Origin of the sequence: Frankia sp. AiPa1 (assembly GCF_023243075.1) — a bacterium.
In the GTDB taxonomy this organism is placed as follows: Bacteria; Actinomycetota; Actinomycetes; order Frankiales; family Frankiaceae; genus Frankia.
The window spans coordinates 24,967-41,348 of the sequence record NZ_JALKFZ020000141.1; the positions used below are offsets into that span (position 1 = coordinate 24,967).

The following is a 16,382-nucleotide window of genomic DNA, read 5'->3' on the forward strand; positions in this document are numbered from 1 at the left end:
ACCGTATCCTCGCCAGGTGTCCTACTTTGGGTGGGCATCGTCCTTCCACGGGGGCTGGCCGGCAGTGGTACGGACCCTGGTGGTACGGACCCTGGTGATGGCCGGGTTCGCTCTGCTGCTCGCTGCCTGGGTGGGGACCAACGCTCCGGGGTTCGGGCCCGACGAGCCGGCGAACTTCATCAAGGAGGTGGGTGCCGGCACCGGTCAGTGGACGGGTGTCCCGGGCCGGCTGGCCCATCCGGCCTTCGGCAACCAGCCCGGAGCCCCCGAGCGCATCGCCTGGATCAACCGCGACAGCCGGGTGTTCCGCCTGCCGGCCGGGCTTGACCCCGGCGCCGCCCACTTCCCGTGCGACCTGTTCCGCAACGGGAAGTCCGTGCGCTGCCTCGACCGGCCGCATACCCGCCCCGCGGCCACGCGGGCGCTGAGTTATGTCGGCACCTACGAGCCGTACGTGTATGCCGTGCCCGGCGCGGCCATGGCGCGTACGCACACCGCGCTCGGCGCGCTCTACACCGGCCGGGCGGTGACCGCCGGGCTGGTCTCGGTGCTGCTGGCCCTCGCACTCGCCGCCGGATGGGACAGTCGCGCCGACGCCGTGTCCATGGCCGGCGTGCTGCTGGCGGCCTCACCGATGGTGCTGTTCCTCGGCTCGGTGCTCGGCACGAACGGCATAGAGATCGCCGGTGTGCTCGCCCTGTACGCGACGGTACTGCGGATGGGTCGACCGGGCCGGACGCCCGCCTGGACCTGGCCGGCGGCGGGCATCGTCGGCGCGCTGGTGGCACTCTCACGGCCCACCGGTCCGGCCTGGGTGCTCCTCGCCCCGGTCATCGGCTGGCTGCTCGCCGCGCGCCGAACCGACCAGCCGACCCACGCCGCCGACCACCCCGCCGCCCCGTTCCCGGCCGTCGCCTTCCCCGCTACGCACCCACCCGGCTCCGCGCCCGGCTCGCCGGACGACCACGGCACCAACCGTCGGCGCGTCTGGCGGATTCTGTGGCTGCTCCCGGCGGCGGGCGGCGTCACCGCCACCCTGTTGTGGGAGCGTGCCGTGCAGCCCCATCCGGGAATCCACCGCGCGGTGGTCGCCGAGGGACTGCGCCGGCTGGACGTCGACGCCCAGGCGTGGACCCGGCAGTGGGTGGGGGTGTTCGGCTGGGCGAGCCTGCCGATGCCGTCGTTCACCTACCGTCTGTGGTGGGCCGCGGTGGTCGTGCTCGTCGTGGTCGCGCTCGTGCTCGGCTCGGCGCGGACCCGGCTGGGGTTCGTCGTCGTGCTGCTCGGCGCCGCGTCCCTCGCCGTCGGGCTGGACGTGCTGGTGCTGCGCCAGACCCGCTTCCCGGTCTACGGTCGCTATCTGCTGCCACTGGCCGTGCTGGTGCCGCTGTGCGCCGGTGAGCTGGTCACCCGGCAGGCACACCGGCTGCCCATGGCTCTACGGCGGATCACGCAGGCCGCGGTGCTCCTGCTGGTCACCGCGGTGCATCTGGCAGGCCTGTGGGCCGACGGACGGCGCTACGCGGTCGGCGACCACGGCCCGGCCTGGTTCCTCGACGACGCGCAGTGGACGCCGCGCGGCGGCTGGGCGCTGTGGGGCGCCGTGGCCCTCGCCGGCGGCGCCTGCCTGCTCGGTGCCGCCCTCGCGGGCCTGGTCACCGGTGAGCACTCAGCCGCGACGGCACCCGGGGCGCCCGACGGTCCTCCCTCCCGGCGCCGCCCAGGCCGCCCGCTCGACGGCCGCCCGCTCCGGGGCCGTGCTCTCGATGGCCTGGCTGTCCAGGCCGGCCGGGCCGACGGCGACGACCTCGACGACCCTGACCTCGACGGCCGCGCACTCGACGATCGTGCCCTCCATCGGCCTCCCAGCGCTGCCACCGCCGCACGGGAGGCGCACGCCGACGCCGTCATCCCCGGGTGTGGGGATCAGGAGCGCCGGGCGCCCCCGCCGAACCGCCTGCGGCGATCTCCGCGCGGGCCCGGGTGACCTCCTCGCGCACCTTCCGCTCCACCTCATGCGGGTCGATGCCGAGCGCGCGACCGATCTGCGCCGCCCACACCACGGAGCGCAGGTTCGTCTCGAAGTCGAGTTCGGCGCGCACGTCCTGCCGGGCCGACTCCCGGTTCTGGCTGATCATCACGAAGGTCGACAGGAAGATCGCCTCCAGGCTGACGATCATGGTGAGCAGCCCGAACGGGAACCGGTCGAACACCACGGCGTCGCCGAGCACCCCCTCGTTGACGAGGATCCACCCGGCGAACCACACGGCATGCAGGTAGACGAACACCAGCGACCCGGCGAACCGGGTGATCGCGTCCGCCGCCCGGTCCTGCCCCGATCGGGTCCGGGAAAGCACCGCCCGCTCGTCGCGGATCCGCAACCAGGCATGACCCCGGCCGTCCCCCGGATGCGCCCGCCCCCGCGGCACCGTCACGGACGGTCCGCCCACCGAAGGTCCGTCAGCAGCCGTTCCGTCGCCCGGCGGCCCGCTGTTGCTCCGCCCGCTGTTGCTCTGCCCGCTGGTGCCCGGCCCGCCGGTGCCCGGCCCCCCGCCCGACGATGGCGTGCCGGGCATCGGGGCACCGAACGGGGACGGGGCGGACGACGAACACATACCGCCCATGGTCGCAGCCCCACTCCCCGAACCAAACTCCCCGTGCCATGACCGCCAGCCAGAACCGCCACAGGTGCGGCGCCCGAGCTCCCAGCGTCCGCTCGGCGGTTCAGCGCAGTTGCGCGGTGGGGCGGATCAGCAGCTCGTTGACCGCCACCCGGCGCGGACGGGTCACGATGTAGGCGATGCCATCGGCGATGTCCTCGGCCAGGAGCCTCTCCTCCTGATCCACCAGGCTGGCGAGAATCTGCTCCCGGACCTCCGGGCGCACCTGGTCCACCAGTTCGGTGATCACCGCGCCCGGCTCGACGACGCTGACCCGCACGTACCGCTCGGTGATCTCCTGGCGCAGGGACTCGGTGAAGGCGTTCACCCCGAACTTCGTCAGGTTGTACACACCGCTCATCGGCTGGGCCCGCCGGCCCGCCACCGAGCTGATGTTGACCAGGTCGGCGACCTCGCGGGGGCCGGAGCCGGCGGCGGTGACCAGGTGCGGCAGCGCCGCGTGCGACACGTAGAGCAGCCCCTGCAGGTTCAGGGAGATCATCCGGTCCCACTCCTCGGTGGGCGCGCCGAGGACCGGCCCGAGCAGCATGACCCCCGCGTTGTTGACGACGGTGTCCAGGCGACCGAGCTCGGCCACGGTCCGCTCGACCGCGTCGATCGCCTGGTTCTGCTCGGTGATGTCGGCGGCGATCGCCACCGCCCGCCCGCTCTCGGCCTGGATCTCGGCGGCGAGCTCGTCGAGCCGCTCCTTGCGCCGGGCGACGAGCGCGACCGCCGCCCCCTGACGGGCCAGCTCCCGCCCGGTGGCGGCCCCGATCCCGCTGCTCGCCCCCGTCACCAGTGCCACGGTCCCGCTCAGCGTCTGCGTCATGATGCTCCCTTCGTTCGGCACGGAAGCCGTGTGGTGGCGGTGGAGCAGATGGCCCGCCGCACCGCCCAGCCACCCGGCGGACGCTATGCCTTCGAGCGCACGCAAGGTCAAAACCACCCGCCCCGCCGACGGAGATCCCCAGCCCAGCCCTACACCGCGGGCCCCGTGCCACCCGTCGTCGCGCCGTCCGCGGACCCCTGCCACTCGCGGAGGTTCTGCACCACCTCCTCGTAGAACCGCTCCAGGGTCTCGACGACCGAGCCCGAGTCGCCATCCAGCCTGGCCGCCAGCGGGACACGCTCCACGCTGTTCGGAACATCGTCCGCCGACTGCCGCCATCTCCCCGGCACCCGGTGGGCAGTCGCCAGCGTAGGCGCGGTCACCAGAGACCGCCTCTCCCACATACGATCGCCGCCGACGCGGCAAGCCAGCGCTCGTGGTCCTTATCCGGGTTTCGGAGAGCCTCGAGAGAGGGCCTCGGCGGCCTGAAGTCACCCTCCGCGATGGAGCTACGGAGGCCGAGATCCAAAGAGGTCGGCGTGGGGGGGTCTGTGTCCGGTTTGCCCCCTACGGCGACCCGGGTAGGCGGATCTTGCCGGGCGAACGACTGCACGGCGCGGCGATCATGGGATTCGGGCGGCGTTCTCGTGCGGAGGAGACCAGAGGATCGGCAGAGGCGCCAGAGATCCCTCCCGGCCACGGTTGTCACCCTCCTCGGCCGGGCGAATCGGTGCATTGCCCGAAATACGGCCGCCAGGATCGTGGCCGGTCGCGCTGTCAGCGGGGGCGACGGGCCTCGATGAGGAAACGGGTGGTGCGGGCGGTGAACGGGCCCGTGTCGCGGATCTGGCGGTGCAGGTCGGCGAGACGCTCGCGGTGGCGGTCGGCGGTGAAGCCGGGGACGATCCAGATGACCTTGCGCAGGAAGTAGACGACCGCGCCGACGTCCCGGAACTCGGTGTGCAGCGTCTCGGCCCGCAGGTCCACGACGTCGAGACCGGCCGCCTGTGCGGCAGCGCGGGCCGCGTCGGGATCGCGCCGCGCGCGGACCTCGGCGGGCTGGGGGCCGAGGAAGTGCTCGGTCAGCTCGAACACGCTGGCCGGGCCGACCTGCTGGGAGAGGTAGTGCCCGCCGGGACGCAGCACCCGGGCGATCTGCGGCCAGCAGGTGACCACCGGGTGGCGGCTGACCACGAGGCCGAAGGTGGCGTCCGCGAACGGCAGAGTGCGGTCGCTGTCGGCGGCCACCATCGAGACCCCGCGTGGGCGCAGCAGTGCGGATGCCTGGACGAGGTTGGGCGGCCAGGACTCGACCGCGACGGTGCGCCGCGCGAGCTGTGGGACGCCGGCCAGCACCTCCCCGCCGCCGGTCTGTATGTCGAGCGCCGTGTCGGCGCGGGCCATCCGCTCGCTCATGAGCCGCGCGTATCCCCAGGAGGGCCGCTGTTCGCTGGCCCGACCCTCCAGCCAGGAGAAGTCCCAGCCGTCGACCGGTACGGCCGTGGCCTGTGCCACCAGCTCGTCGAACCCGGCCTCCGGCGAGGCCACCGGGTCTGCCTGCGCCATGGTCGCATCGTCCCAGCTCCCCGAACGGATTCCCAACGGTTATCCGACCGCCGCCTCGGCCCGATCATGAGGGGCCAGCGGCTCCGAAGGCCGACGGACCGCCAGCGCCGACCGCCCGGGCGGGAAGCGCCCCGGGGCCGGGTCAGGCGGCGCGCAGGGCGGCGATGACCGGCGCGAACTGCTCCAGCGCGGGGTGCAGGACGGTGAGGTAACTGATGCCGAGACGGGCCCGCAGCGCACGCAGCTGGGTGGCCATCTGTTCCACCGTGCCGACGAGCAGGGTGGGCGCGGCGTCGAGCTGGGCGGGAGTCAGGTACGGCAGCTGGTCGGCCTTGGCGGCCAGCCGGGCCGCACGGTCGTCGGTGGGCGCCACCACCTGCAGCAGCAGGTTGCGCTCGATCTCGGCGGCACGCGCGCCGGCAGCACGCTCGAAGAAGGCGACCCGTTCCGCGAACGCCTCCGCGGTCAGGAGCCGGAACGCGCTCGGGTCCGCCGGGTCCGGCGCCGCGGCGGTGAAGGCCACGATGTCAGCTCGCCGCGCGGCGAGCGCGAGAAGCCGGTCGCCGTTGCCGCCGATCAGCAGTGGCACCCGGGACTGGACCGGCCGGGGCACGGCGGCCGGGTCGGCGAGGTGCTCGTCGAGTTGGTCGACGACCTGGACCAGGCGATCCACCCGGTCACCGGCCGAGCCGAAGGGGAGGCCGGCCATGGCGAACTCGTCCGCGACGTATCCGGTGCCGATGCCGAGCTCGAGTCGCCCGCCGGTCAGCACATCCGTGGACGCCACCTCCCGGGCCAGGAGCGCCGGATTGTGGAAGGCGGCGTTGAGAACGAACGTACCGACCCGCAGGTCCGCCGCGGCACCCACGGCGACCAGGGTGGGAAACGGCGCGGGCAGGCCCAGGTGGTCCGGCACGAGCAGAACGTCGTAGCCAAGCTCGGCGGCACGCCGGGCGAGCGCCGCCACCTCGAGCGGCCCCGGAAGATCGAGGATGTTCACTCCGAACCGGAACGGCCGCTCGGTCATCGTCTCCCTCTCGGATCACGGGCGGCGCACGCGCCAACGGCGGCGTGGCTTCCCTCGACACCCGGACCGTCGCCACCGCCGACCGCCGACCGCGGGGCTCGCCAATCCGTTCGTTCGTCGGTCCGAGCGTCCGGTTGTGTCGTCATGACCCTACTGTCCGGCGCAGCGCTCTCGACAACGAGGAGGGACACCGCCCGCTCTCCCAAAGCCTGCCAAATCGGTCAGCCTCGGTGTTGGATGGGAGGATGCCCGCGCCTACCTCCGATCGTCGGCAGTCAGGACGTCGTCTGCTGCGCGGAGTGGCCGGGACCGTCGCCGTCGCCGTCACGACGGTCGGACTGGCCGACCTGCTGCACGGGCTCGCGTCCCGTCGCCGACTCGGCACTGGGCCGTCCCCGTCGGCCGAGGCCCAGCGGACCGCGGCACAGCGGACCGCGGCACAGCGGACCGGGGCACAGCGGACCGGGGCACAGCGGACCGGGGCACAGCGGACCGGGGCACAGGCGGATGGGACGCGAGCGGACGGGGCACAGGCGGACTCGGGCGCCGGGGTGGGCGTGGGCGCCGGGGTGGGTTCGGGCCCGGAGGCAGACCGGCGGGCGCAGGTCGTGCTGGTCCTTGGTTTCCCGGCGAACCGCCGGGGCAGTCTGCGGCCACTGCAGCGGTGGCGCACCGAGATCGGGGTGCGTTCACTCGAACCCGGCGGAGACAGCCTGCTGATCTTCAGCGGCGGCGGCCCGGCGGGGGCGCCGACCGAGGCCGAGACGATGGCCGCCTATGCCCGCGACGTCCTTGGGGTGCCCGCGCACCGGATCCGGCTGGAGACCTCGGCCAAGAGCACCTGGGAGAACATCGCGTTCTCGTTGCCGTGGCTGGAGCCCGCGCGGACCATCGCGATCGCCTCCGACCCGCTGCACGCCGCCCGCGGACGGCTCTACCTGCACCGCCAGCGGCCGGATCTGGCCACCCGGCTGGTGCCGGCCGACGACTACCGCCCGTTCGACCATTGGCGGCTCAAGGTGCCGACCGCCGTCTACGCGGTCACCAGGCCGCCGATGCGCCGGCTGCGCGCGCGGCTGTACCCGCCGGCCTGACCTCGGCCAGTTCTCCGGGTCGGCCGCCCATCTGCTGGCCGACCCGAGCTCACCGCTCTGGACGGCGGACGAAGTGCTCAGAGTGGTCGGTGGATCTGAGGTCGCTGGATCCAGGCCGCATGAGCCTGGATCCACGTGAGCCGGGGCGAGTGGGGCAAGGGGAGGCACGCCGATCCGGCGCGCCCTGGCCGGGCGGTGCGCGTCCGGGCGGTCCGGTTCGTAGAGTCAGATCATGGCTCCACCGCAGGACTCCGCCCGGGTCGACACGTGGATCTGGTGCGTACGGCTGGTGAAGACCCGTTCCCAGGCGACGGACGCGTGTCGCGCCGGCCACGTACGGGTCAACGGGGAGCGGGTGAAGCCGGCCCACGCGGTCCGTCCCGGGGACGAGATCCGGGTGCGTCTGGCCGGGCGGGAACGTGTCGTCGTGATCACCCGGGTGGTGCGCAGTCGGGTCGGTGCGCCCGTCGCCGCCGAGTGCTACACCGACCACAGCCCGCCGGTCGAACGGCAGCCGGCACCGCTGGTCGCCGCCCGCGACCGCGGCGCGGGGCGCCCCACCAAACGCGATCGCCGCGCCCTGGAACGCCTGCGGGGCAGTGTCTCGCGGGGCAGTGTCTCGCCGGGCGGAGTCCCGCAGGACAGCTCACCCCCCCTGGCTCCCGCCGCAGGACACCCTGGAGCCCTAGGGACCGCCCTCCTCGCCGCTGCGCGTGACGACGGATCGGCCCCCGCAACTCTCCATGTCGCTTCTACAGGGTTACGAAGGGGCAAATCGGACGAAAAACCCGGTAGAAGCGACATCCCCGCCCATCAGCAGCGCGCAACGGTCGCATGGCGCGACGGTGGGGTCAGGCGACGGTGGGGTCAGGCGACGGTGGGGTCAGGCGACGGTGGCACCAGGCAGTGCGGCGACCCCGGAAGGTGCGGGCGCGCCGGCCGGCATCGAGACCCCGGCGGGCACTGAAACGCCGGTGGACACTGAGGCCCCGGCCGGCGCTGAAACGCCGGTGGCGCCGCGCAGGAGGTGCTGGGCAGCGTCGACGAGCCGTTCATCGCTGACGCTGTCCGCACCATGCCGCAGGGCGCGGACGAAGGCATGCAGGGCGGTGAGGAACAACAGCGCGGTTGCCTCGACGTCGTCGATCCGGTAGGCGCCGGCGGCGACCCCGGCGCGCAGCAGGCCACCGATCGCCTCGACCAGGTGCTGGTGAGCGGCCCGGTGGCCGGAGGACGCGGGACTGCGTGGGTCGGCGGGCTCCTCCGGCAGGCCCCGGAACAGAGCTGCGCCCGCCGAGTCGCAGCCGGCGAAATGCTCGAAGCAGACAAGCACGACGGCATCAAGTTTGCCCGCCCAGTCGGCCCGGGCGGCCGCGGCGGCCCTGAGCCGGGCCGCGAACTCCAGGGAGGCCTTGTCCTGCAGGGCGAACACCAGCTCCTCCTTGGAGGGGAAGTACTGGTAAAACAGGCCCTTCGACACGCCGGCCCGGCGGGTGATGTCCTCGAGCGTGGTGGCCGAGTATCCCTTGGCCGCGAACAGCTCCCCGCCGGCGGTCATCAGCTGTGCGCGTCGCTCGTCGGCCGACCGGTACCTGGACACGCCACCTCCCAGCCGCTCCACAACACCTGGGGAAAGCTTCCCTTCCCCAGGATCCGTGTGCCCTGTCTACCTCACTGCGCCGTTCACGCTTACCGCGCCGTTCACGTCGCCGCACCGTGCTGGCGCCAGCTTACCGCGCGGGACCGACTCCCGGTCAATCCACTGACCGGAAGTCAGTGGATTGACCGACGGTCATTCCCTCCGTAGTCTGACCGCGTCCGGCAGGTGGCGCACCGTTCGCCGCGCCGTCACCCGGGCACGCCACCACCACGACCCGCCGCGATGGCATGCCATGCCGGACAGCGGCCACAGGGCCCCGGGGAGAACCATGGATCGGAAATGGTGGACGCTGCTGGTCGTCTGCGGCGCCACGTTCATGCTGCTGCTCGACGTCACGATCGTGATCGTCGCGCTGCCCGAGATTCAGACCGGTCTGGACGCCGGATTCGCCGACGTGCAGTGGGTCATCGACGCCTACGCCCTGACCCTCGCCTCGCTGCTGCTGACCGCCGGCTCGCTCGCCGACCTGTACGGACGGCGGCTGCTGTTCGTCATCGGCTTCGCCGTGTTCACCGTCGGCTCGCTGCTGTGCGGCCTCGCCCAGTCGGCGCTGATGCTGATCGTCTCCCGTGGTGTACAGGGAGTCGGCGGCGCGATCCTGTTCGCGACGTCGCTGGCGTTGCTCGCCCACAGTTTCCGTGGTCGCGACCGGGGTGTCGCCTTCGGCATATGGGGCGCGGTCGTCGGCATCGCCACGTCGCTCGGGCCGATCCTCGGCGGGCTGATCACCACCGGGATCAGCTGGCGGGGCATCTTCCTGGTCAACGTGCCGATCGGCGTCGCCGCCGTCGTGCTGACGCTGCGGAAGGTCGAGGAGTCCCGCCCTCCGGTGGCGAACCGGCCGGACTGGGCCGGCTTCGCCAGCCTCACCTCGGGGCTCGTCGCCCTGGTCTACGGGCTGATCCGCGCGGGCGAGCACGGCTGGACCGAGACCGCCGTGCTGGCCTGCATCGTGGGTGGCGCGGTCATGGTCGTCGTGTTCGCCCTGGTGGAGTCGCGGGTCGCCCATCCGATGTTCGACCTGTCGTTGCTACGCACACCGACCTTCCTCGGTGGCTCGCTCGCGGCGATGACGATGAACGGCTCGCTGTACGCGATGTTCGTCTACCTGGTGCTGTTCCTGCAGAACGACCTGGGCTACTCCGCGCTCGGCACCGGTCTGCGGATGCTGCTGGTCAGCATGACGGCATTGATCGCCTCGACCGCGGCCGGCCGGTTGTCCAGCACGGTACCGACCCGCTTCCTGGTCGGCCCGGGCCTGCTGCTGACCGGGGTGGGTCTGCTGCTCATGACCGGGCTGGACGCCGGCAGCGACTGGACGCACCTGATCCCGGGCTTCCTCGTCGCGGGCTTCGGCAGCGGGATGGTCAACCCGCCGCTGGCCTCCACCGCCGTGGGTGTGGTCCCGCCCGCCCGCTCGGGCATGGCTTCCGGCGCGAACACGACGTTCCGCCAGATCGGCATGGCGATCAGCATCGCGGCCCTGGGGTCGATCTTCTCGTCGAAGCTGGCGAGCGGCATCAACGGCGCGCTCGACACCGTCCCGGCGCTGCAGGGCCAGGGCGACCGGATCGCCGACGCACTGCGCCAGGGCGATGCCGACCAGATCTTCTCGGCCACCGCTCCGAACACCCGCCCGATGCTGGGCACCGCGATCCGTTCCGGGTTCGCCGGGGCGATCAACGACCTGCTCGTGGTGGCTGCCGTCGTCGCGCTCGTCGGCGGGGTGTTCGCCCTGGCGCTCATCCGGCGCAAGGACTTCATCGGCAACGCTCCCGCGCCGGCCCCGCCGGCCCCGGCGGACGCGGTGGACGCGGTGGACGCGGTGGACGCGGTGGACGCAGCCGGCACGCCAACCCAGCCCGGCACGCCAACCCAGCCCGGGGCGCCCGACCCGGCCACGGCAACCACCGCGACGCCGCGGCACGCGTGACTGACGCGCAGGTGGCCCGGATCGCGGCGGCGTTGCGGTCCGCGCCGCCGGGAGCGGGCGGCGTGCGGGTACTCGGCCTCGACGGATGCTCGGGCGCGGGCAAGAGCACGCTCGCTGCCCGGCTGTGTGCCGCTCTGCCCGCACCATGCGTGAACCTGGAGGATCTCTACGGCGGCTGGGACGGCCTGGCCGCCGGGGTCGGGCGGCTGGTCGCCGACGTGCTCGCCCCGCTCGCCGCCGGACGCAATCCACGGGTACCGCGCTACGACTGGACGGCCGGGGTCTGGCGGGACCCCCGCCCGCTGGACGTGCGAGGCGGGCTCCTCGTCGTCGAGGGAGTCGGTGCCGGCGCCCAGGCGGTGGCACCGTACCTGAGTCTGCTGGTCTGGCTGGAGGCGCCGCGGGCGCTACGGCGCGAGCGCGCCCTCGCCCGCGACGGCGACGGCTACGCCGGCCACTGGGACGCCTGGGCCGAGCAGGAGGCCACGCTGCTCGCCCAGGACGATCCGCGCGCCCGCGCCGACATCGTGCTGCACACCGGACCTTGACCGGCGGCGCGACTACCCCACGCGGGCCGGCCCGGTCGGGGACGTCGGTCGCAACGGCTCTGGGCTGCGGGCCGTAGGTCCCTGGGCAGCATGGCGGCCCGCGGCACAGGATCACAGGGGACGATCGCGCAGGGACAGGATTGCCATGCCGGGCTGCCGCAGGGGCGGTCACCGTGAGGGGTGGACGGGAGGGCTACGCGATGCCCACGACGGACGACTGGCCGTCACGTCACCCGGAGGCCGACCAGGGCTCGATAGACGGATCGATGGACGGCTCGGTAGGTCACCAGGGAGGTAGCGGTGTCGTTCCGGCGGCGCCGGGTGATCTGATCTTCCCGGCGGTCGCCCGGCTCGAGCTCGACGAGCTGCTCGCCCAGCTGGTCGACCGGGCCCAGGACGTGCTGGCCACCCAGGGCCGTCTGCGCGGCCTGCTGCGCGCCAACCGCGTGATCACCGCCGATCTCAGCCTGGACGTCGTGCTGCGTCGCATCGTGGAGTCGGCATGCGAGCTGGTCGACGCCCGGTACGGCGCCCTCGGGGTGATCGCCCGCGACGGCCATCTCGAGCAGTTCATCCATGTCGGCATGGACCCGGGGATCGTCGAGGCGATCGGACGCACTCCCCGCGGCGACGGGGTGCTCGGGGTGCTTACCGCGGAGCCGGCCGCGGTCCGCCTCGACGACATCGCCCATCATCCCCAGGCGGTCGGATTTCCGGCCGGTCACCCGCCGATGGAGGGCTTCCTCGGCGTGCCGATCCGGGTGCGCAACGAGATCTTCGGCAACCTCTACCTGACCGAGAAGCGCGGCGGGCGGCTGTTCACCGCCGAGGACGAGGAGCTCGTCCAGGCCTTGGCCGCCAACGCGGGCGTCGCCATCGACAACGCCCGGCTGTTCGGCGAGGCGCAGCACCGCCAGCTGTGGTCGCAGGCCTCCGCGGACATCACCCGGCATCTGCTCGCCGACGGCGCCGACACGCTGGAACTGATCGTGCTGCGGGCCGGCGACGTCGCCCGCGCGGACACCACCGCACTCGCCCTGTGCGACCCGGCGGCGGGGGCACTGGCCTACGACGTCGCCGAGGGACACGATGCCGACCTGCTGCGGGCCCGGCGGGTGCCGATGGACGACTCCCTGGCTGGCCAGGCCGTGCGCAACCGGGCACCGCTGGTCGTCGCGGACGTGCGTGCCCTCGGCGGCTCGGAGGTCGATGGGCTCGACGTCGGCCCGATCATGATCGTGCCGCTGATCGCCTCACAGGTCACCTCCGGCGCGCTGGTGCTGGGCCGTCGTCGCGGCAGCGGCACGTTCTCCGATGAGGACCTGGAGCTTGCCGCCGCGTTCGCCGCCCATGTCGCGCTCGCCCTGGAGCTTGCCCGCTCCCGGGCCGCGCGCGGGCGGCTGTCGCTGCTCGAGGATCGCGACCGCATCGCCCGCGATCTGCATGACCACGTGATGCAACGGCTGTTCGCCGTGGCGATGGGCCTGCAGGGCCTGGCGGCGAGCGAGGAACGGCCCGAACGCGCCGAGCGGATGAACACCTACGTGGAGGACCTCGACGAGACCGTCCGCGAGATCCGCCAGACCATCTTCGAGCTGCGGGGACGCTCCACCCCGGCCACCGGCAGCGGCCTGCGGGCCAAGATCCTCGGGATCATCGACGACATGGCGGACGCGTTCGGGTTCACTCCTCGCCTGCATCTGGACGGCCCGGTTGACAGCGCGATCGACGCGACCGTCGGTGATCATCTGACCGCGGTGGTGCGCGAGACACTGTCCAACGCGGCCCGGCATGCCGATGCCCACGCCGTCGAGGTCACGGTGCGGGCCGCCGACGGTCAGGTCACCGTCGACGTCGTCGACGACGGCGTGGGGCTGGGACCAACCACCCGGCGCAGCGGGCTGGCGAACCTGCGCAGTCGGGCTGAGGGCCTCGGCGGCACCTTCCGCCTCGAGTCCGCGCCCGGCGGCGGCACCCGGGTCCACTGGTCCGTCCCCACCGGCTGACCCCGTCCCGCCGCCCGCCCCAGCCAAGGGAGGCCTGGCCAGGCGGGCTTTCCCCGGCCTGGACGCAACCGCCGGAGAGTATCGGCCGCAGGCGGAGCGCCGTGTCTGTTACGTGGAAACAATCCACCACCCCCAATGAGAGCCTTCCGCCGATACGTGTTACTTTCCGCACTACGTCGGACCCTGCCCGCAGGGTTCCTCGAAGAAAGGCGGGATGTGACCGCATCGCAGCTGCAGCGCGACACGCGAGTACTTCCACCCCGGCTCGATCCGCGGGGTTCCGGGCCCGGTCGTACCGGTCGTCCCGCCCCCGGCGGGGGGCGCCCACCGCGGCGTCGGCGCGGACTGCTGGCGGTCCTGTCCTTCGTGTCCAGCTGCATCCTGATCGTCACGGTCGGCGGGTGGGCCACCTATTCGTTCATCAACGGCAAGGTCAGCCGGATCGACCTCGGTCTGGGCTCGGGCAGCAGCTCGGGCGTCGGCAAGGCGAACTACCTGATCGTGGGTACCGACAGCCGGCCGGGTCTCGATGGGCAGCGCTCCGACACGACGATCCTCGCGCACCTGGACGAGAACGGCAGCACCACCATGATCTCGTTTCCGCGCGACATGTACGTCACGATTCCCGAATACACCGACTCCGCCGGCAAGCACCATTCCGCGCACAAGGACAAGTTCAACTCGGCGATCTCCTCGGGCGGTGAGCCCCTGCTGGTGCAGACCGTGCAGAGCCTGACCGGCATGCAGGTCAACCACTACATCTCGATGGATCTCCAGGGCTTCAAGAAGATCACCAACGCGATCGGTGGCGTGCAGGTGTGCATCAAGCCGTATGACGGTCCGGCACAGCGGTACGACGACGACAACGGCCGGCTGCGGTCGAGCACAAACACCAATGATCCCATGAGCGGATTCAAAGGCGGTCCGGGCGTGATCCAGATCGACGGCGATCAGGCCCTCGCCTTCGTCCGGCAGCGCCACGGCCTGCCCGCCGGTGACACCGACCGCATCGCCCGCCAGCAGCAGTTCATCGGCGCCATGTTCCACAAAATCATGAGCGGGGACACCCTCACCAACCCGATCAAGATCGAGAAGCTCACGTTGGCCGCCGCGGGCGCGCTCACCCTCGACAACAACACCGAGCTGAACGACCTGCGGTCACTGGCCACCCGCATTCACGGGCTGAGTACCGGCGGCATCAGGATGCAGACCGTACCCACGCACGCGCCGACCCGCGCCGAGGGGGCCATCGACGATATCGGCGACGTCTCCATGCACGGGGTGCGCGCCTCGGTGCAGTTCTACCAGCCCGACGATCTCGCCCGGATGGTCGTTCCCCTCGGCGGCCACGTCGAGGGCGCCACATTCAGCGGCGACGCCGGGGCGGCGACCGGCCCGGCACTGCGCCCCGGTGCCACCGCCGCGCCGTCGCAGGTGCGGGTCTCGGTCTACAACGGGTCCTCGCGGGCCGGGCTCGCCGCGAAGGTCACCAGCCAACTGACCGCCAAGGGCTTCCACGCCCGCAACGCCGGCAACGCCTCCGTGCTCACCCACGAGTCGTCCCGGGTCAGCTACGGTCCCGGCCAGGAGGCCGAGGCCCGCACCGTCGCCGCGGCCGTGCCCGGGTCGAGCACCATCGCCGACTCGTCGATCACCGGAGTCCAGCTGGTACTCGGCTCCGAGTTCACCTCCGTCGTGACGCCGACCCTCACCCCGAGCCCCGCCGGCGCCTCGGCCGGCACGGGCTCGGGCAGCTCGGCCGCGGGCGGCACCGGCACCGCGAACACCGCGGGGAGCCCCGCGCCGCAGGCCGGTGGCGGCGCCACCGCCGCAGCCTCGGACACCCCGTCCTGCACCTACTAGACGACATCCCCATAACCGCCCCGCAGGGACCAGCCAGCGCGACGTCGACCGGCCCCCAGGTGCTCGCTGCCGCCCGGCGAGGCGACGATGCGGTTCACTGATGGCTCACAGCGCTGTGGCCGACCCCACTGTGAGCCACAGCGGAATGGCCGGCGGTGGTGTGCGGGACCTCGGACGGGGTGAACACCCGGCCCCGTTCAACAGCGGCGTGCAGGGTGAGCACGCCGTCGTGCCACACCGGTCGGACGTGGTTGCGGGTGCGCAGCAGGTCCGAGTGGCGGGGCGCGGCCTGACCGACGGGCACGACCACCCGGCCGACCGCGGTCTGGCCAAGGACCGTCTCGACCGACACGGTCCCCCGAAGCCGACCGACCCCCGGGTACACGACGGCGCGGCCTGCCTGCCGGCCCGAATGGTCAACAACGGCTTGGGCGGCGCTGTCCGCCAGCTCCGGCGGCCCGACGGCCTCTGCCCCGGCAGCCACTCCGACCGGACCGGCGATCAGGGCCTCGGCCTCGATGAACCCACTCAGGGCAAGGTCAGTCACCGCCGTCGCGGACCCGTAGCCGAGCCCCGCGGCGGCGCGGCGGGCAGCGGTCAGCTCGGCAGCGGCCAGGTCCCCGGCAAGGTAGGCCACCCGGCGCCAGCTTGCCCGGTCCCACCAGGATGCGGGCAGGGCGAACGAGAGCGCGACATGCCCTGCGCCCACGCCGACATCGTGGGTGCAGGCCACCGTGTCCGCGGGCAGGGCAAGTAGTTCGACCAACCGGTGCACGAGCAGGTCGGCATCGCGCAGGGTGGTGCAGCCGGCGTCGACGCCGACGATCAGCGGTCCGCTCATCGCACTCGCGCCCGTACCCGCACCCACGGCTGGTCCTGCTCGCCCATCTCGCTCCCTCCCGCTGCGTCCCGCCGGGCCCGACCGCCCGACGCGCCGAGCCGAGGGTGGCAGCGCGGGGTGAACGTCCGGTCAACATGTGCGGGCCAGTTAGTTGTAGCCAGCCCAGTTATAGTCAGAAGTGGCTGGGCTGCCGACTGAAGCTAGCCCTTTTCGGTGATGCCGCACCCCCATTCGGTTATCGGCAGGTCACGCGATCGTTGCGTCGAAGTATGCGGACACCCGCCGTGCGGCCCAGGCTCGCATCAGCGACCCCCGCAGGCCAGGACCTCGGCAGGCCAGCCCGCCATCCTGC

Annotated in this window: 14 protein-coding genes; 7 read left to right on the forward strand and 7 right to left on the reverse strand. The window is 72.6% G+C overall.

Annotated features, from left to right (window positions below):
• Nucleotides 1–79: 79 nt before the first annotated feature.
• Nucleotides 80–1,987 (forward strand): DUF2142 domain-containing protein, encoded by a 1,908-nt coding sequence (locus tag MXD95_RS15255; RefSeq protein WP_250641288.1) that lies wholly within the window; start codon nt 80–82, stop codon nt 1,985–1,987.
• Here MXD95_RS15255 and MXD95_RS15260 read toward each other — a convergent pair.
• The 5 genes from MXD95_RS15260 to MXD95_RS15280 all read right to left on the reverse strand — a co-directional run bounded on the left by MXD95_RS15260 (nt 1,908) and on the right by MXD95_RS15280 (nt 6,085).
• Nucleotides 1,908–2,624, reverse strand: coding sequence for a DUF1003 domain-containing protein (locus tag MXD95_RS15260; protein WP_250641289.1), 717 nt, complete (start codon nt 2,622–2,624; stop codon nt 1,908–1,910). The two genes, MXD95_RS15255 and MXD95_RS15260, sit on opposite strands and share 80 nt — an antisense overlap.
• Nucleotides 2,625–2,724: 100 nt before the next feature.
• Nucleotides 2,725–3,492 (reverse strand): SDR family NAD(P)-dependent oxidoreductase, encoded by a 768-nt coding sequence (locus MXD95_RS15265; RefSeq protein ID WP_250641290.1) that lies wholly within the window; start codon nt 3,490–3,492, stop codon nt 2,725–2,727.
• A gap of 149 nt (nt 3,493–3,641) precedes the next feature.
• The gene (locus tag MXD95_RS15270) at nt 3,642–3,875 is read right to left on the reverse strand and encodes a hypothetical protein (RefSeq protein ID WP_250641291.1); all 234 of its coding nucleotides are present in this window, start codon (nt 3,873–3,875) and stop codon (nt 3,642–3,644) included.
• Between the two features lie 394 nt (nt 3,876–4,269).
• The gene (locus tag MXD95_RS15275) at nt 4,270–5,058 is read right to left on the reverse strand and encodes a class I SAM-dependent methyltransferase (protein WP_250641292.1); all 789 of its coding nucleotides are present in this window, start codon (nt 5,056–5,058) and stop codon (nt 4,270–4,272) included.
• Between the two features lie 142 nt (nt 5,059–5,200).
• Entirely contained in the window at nt 5,201–6,085 is an 885-nt protein-coding gene (locus MXD95_RS15280; RefSeq protein WP_250641293.1) for a TIGR03621 family F420-dependent LLM class oxidoreductase, read from the reverse strand.
• A gap of 245 nt (nt 6,086–6,330) precedes the next feature.
• Here MXD95_RS15280 and MXD95_RS15285 point away from each other — a divergent pair, with 245 nt between their 5' ends.
• Nucleotides 6,331–7,179 (forward strand): YdcF family protein, encoded by an 849-nt coding sequence (locus MXD95_RS15285; RefSeq protein WP_250641294.1) that lies wholly within the window; start codon nt 6,331–6,333, stop codon nt 7,177–7,179.
• Between the two features lie 232 nt (nt 7,180–7,411).
• Nucleotides 7,412–8,146, forward strand: coding sequence for an Hsp15 family ribosome-associated heat shock protein (gene hslR / locus MXD95_RS29670; protein WP_480024070.1), 735 nt, complete (start codon nt 7,412–7,414; stop codon nt 8,144–8,146).
• Here hslR and MXD95_RS15295 read toward each other — a convergent pair.
• The gene (locus MXD95_RS15295) at nt 8,063–8,779 is read right to left on the reverse strand and encodes a TetR/AcrR family transcriptional regulator (RefSeq protein WP_250641295.1); all 717 of its coding nucleotides are present in this window, start codon (nt 8,777–8,779) and stop codon (nt 8,063–8,065) included. The genes hslR and MXD95_RS15295 overlap by 84 nt on opposite strands.
• A 328-nt stretch (nt 8,780–9,107) precedes the next feature.
• Here MXD95_RS15295 and MXD95_RS15300 point away from each other — a divergent pair, with 328 nt between their 5' ends.
• The 4 genes from MXD95_RS15300 to MXD95_RS15315 all read left to right on the forward strand — a co-directional run bounded on the left by MXD95_RS15300 (nt 9,108) and on the right by MXD95_RS15315 (nt 15,189).
• On the forward strand, nt 9,108–10,772 hold the full coding sequence (locus tag MXD95_RS15300; protein WP_250641296.1) for an MFS transporter: 1,665 nt from the start codon (nt 9,108–9,110) through the stop codon (nt 10,770–10,772).
• Entirely contained in the window at nt 10,769–11,320 is a 552-nt protein-coding gene (locus tag MXD95_RS15305) for a nucleoside/nucleotide kinase family protein (protein WP_250641297.1), read from the forward strand. The genes MXD95_RS15300 and MXD95_RS15305 overlap by 4 nt, the downstream gene beginning before the upstream one ends.
• Nucleotides 11,321–11,586: 266 nt before the next feature.
• Nucleotides 11,587–13,326, forward strand: a complete 1,740-nt coding sequence (locus MXD95_RS15310; RefSeq protein WP_250641381.1) for a GAF domain-containing sensor histidine kinase — start codon at nt 11,587–11,589, stop codon at nt 13,324–13,326.
• Between the two features lie 216 nt (nt 13,327–13,542).
• A complete protein-coding gene (locus MXD95_RS15315) occupies nt 13,543–15,189 on the forward strand; it encodes an LCP family protein (protein WP_250641298.1) in 1,647 nt (548 codons plus the stop codon).
• Between the two features lie 94 nt (nt 15,190–15,283).
• On the opposite strand, the gene MXD95_RS15320 is transcribed toward MXD95_RS15315, so the two are convergent.
• Nucleotides 15,284–16,030 carry a hypothetical protein gene (locus MXD95_RS15320; RefSeq protein ID WP_250641299.1) on the reverse strand — a complete coding sequence of 249 codons (747 nt, stop codon included), beginning with the start codon at nt 16,028–16,030 and terminating at the stop codon, nt 15,284–15,286.
• Nucleotides 16,031–16,382 lie beyond the last annotated feature (352 nt).

Excerpts from the sequence above, each read along its gene's own strand:
- MXD95_RS15275 (WP_250641292.1), bottom strand. The coding sequence starts at position 5,058 with ATGGCGCAGGCAGACCCGGTGGCCTCGCCGGAGGCCGGGTTCGACGAG.
- MXD95_RS15260 (WP_250641289.1), bottom strand. The coding sequence starts at position 2,624 with ATGGGCGGTATGTGTTCGTCGTCCGCCCCGTCCCCGTTCGGTGCCCCG.
- MXD95_RS15300 (WP_250641296.1), top strand. The coding sequence starts at position 9,108 with ATGGATCGGAAATGGTGGACGCTGCTGGTCGTCTGCGGCGCCACGTTC.
- MXD95_RS15310 (WP_250641381.1), top strand. The coding sequence starts at position 11,587 with ATGGACGGCTCGGTAGGTCACCAGGGAGGTAGCGGTGTCGTTCCGGCG.
- MXD95_RS15320 (WP_250641299.1), bottom strand. The coding sequence starts at position 16,030 with ATGAGCGGACCGCTGATCGTCGGCGTCGACGCCGGCTGCACCACCCTG.
- hslR (WP_480024070.1), top strand. The coding sequence starts at position 7,412 with ATGGCTCCACCGCAGGACTCCGCCCGGGTCGACACGTGGATCTGGTGC.
- MXD95_RS15265 (WP_250641290.1), bottom strand. The coding sequence starts at position 3,492 with ATGACGCAGACGCTGAGCGGGACCGTGGCACTGGTGACGGGGGCGAGC.
- MXD95_RS15280 (WP_250641293.1), bottom strand. The coding sequence starts at position 6,085 with ATGACCGAGCGGCCGTTCCGGTTCGGAGTGAACATCCTCGATCTTCCG.
- MXD95_RS15285 (WP_250641294.1), top strand. The coding sequence starts at position 6,331 with ATGCCCGCGCCTACCTCCGATCGTCGGCAGTCAGGACGTCGTCTGCTG.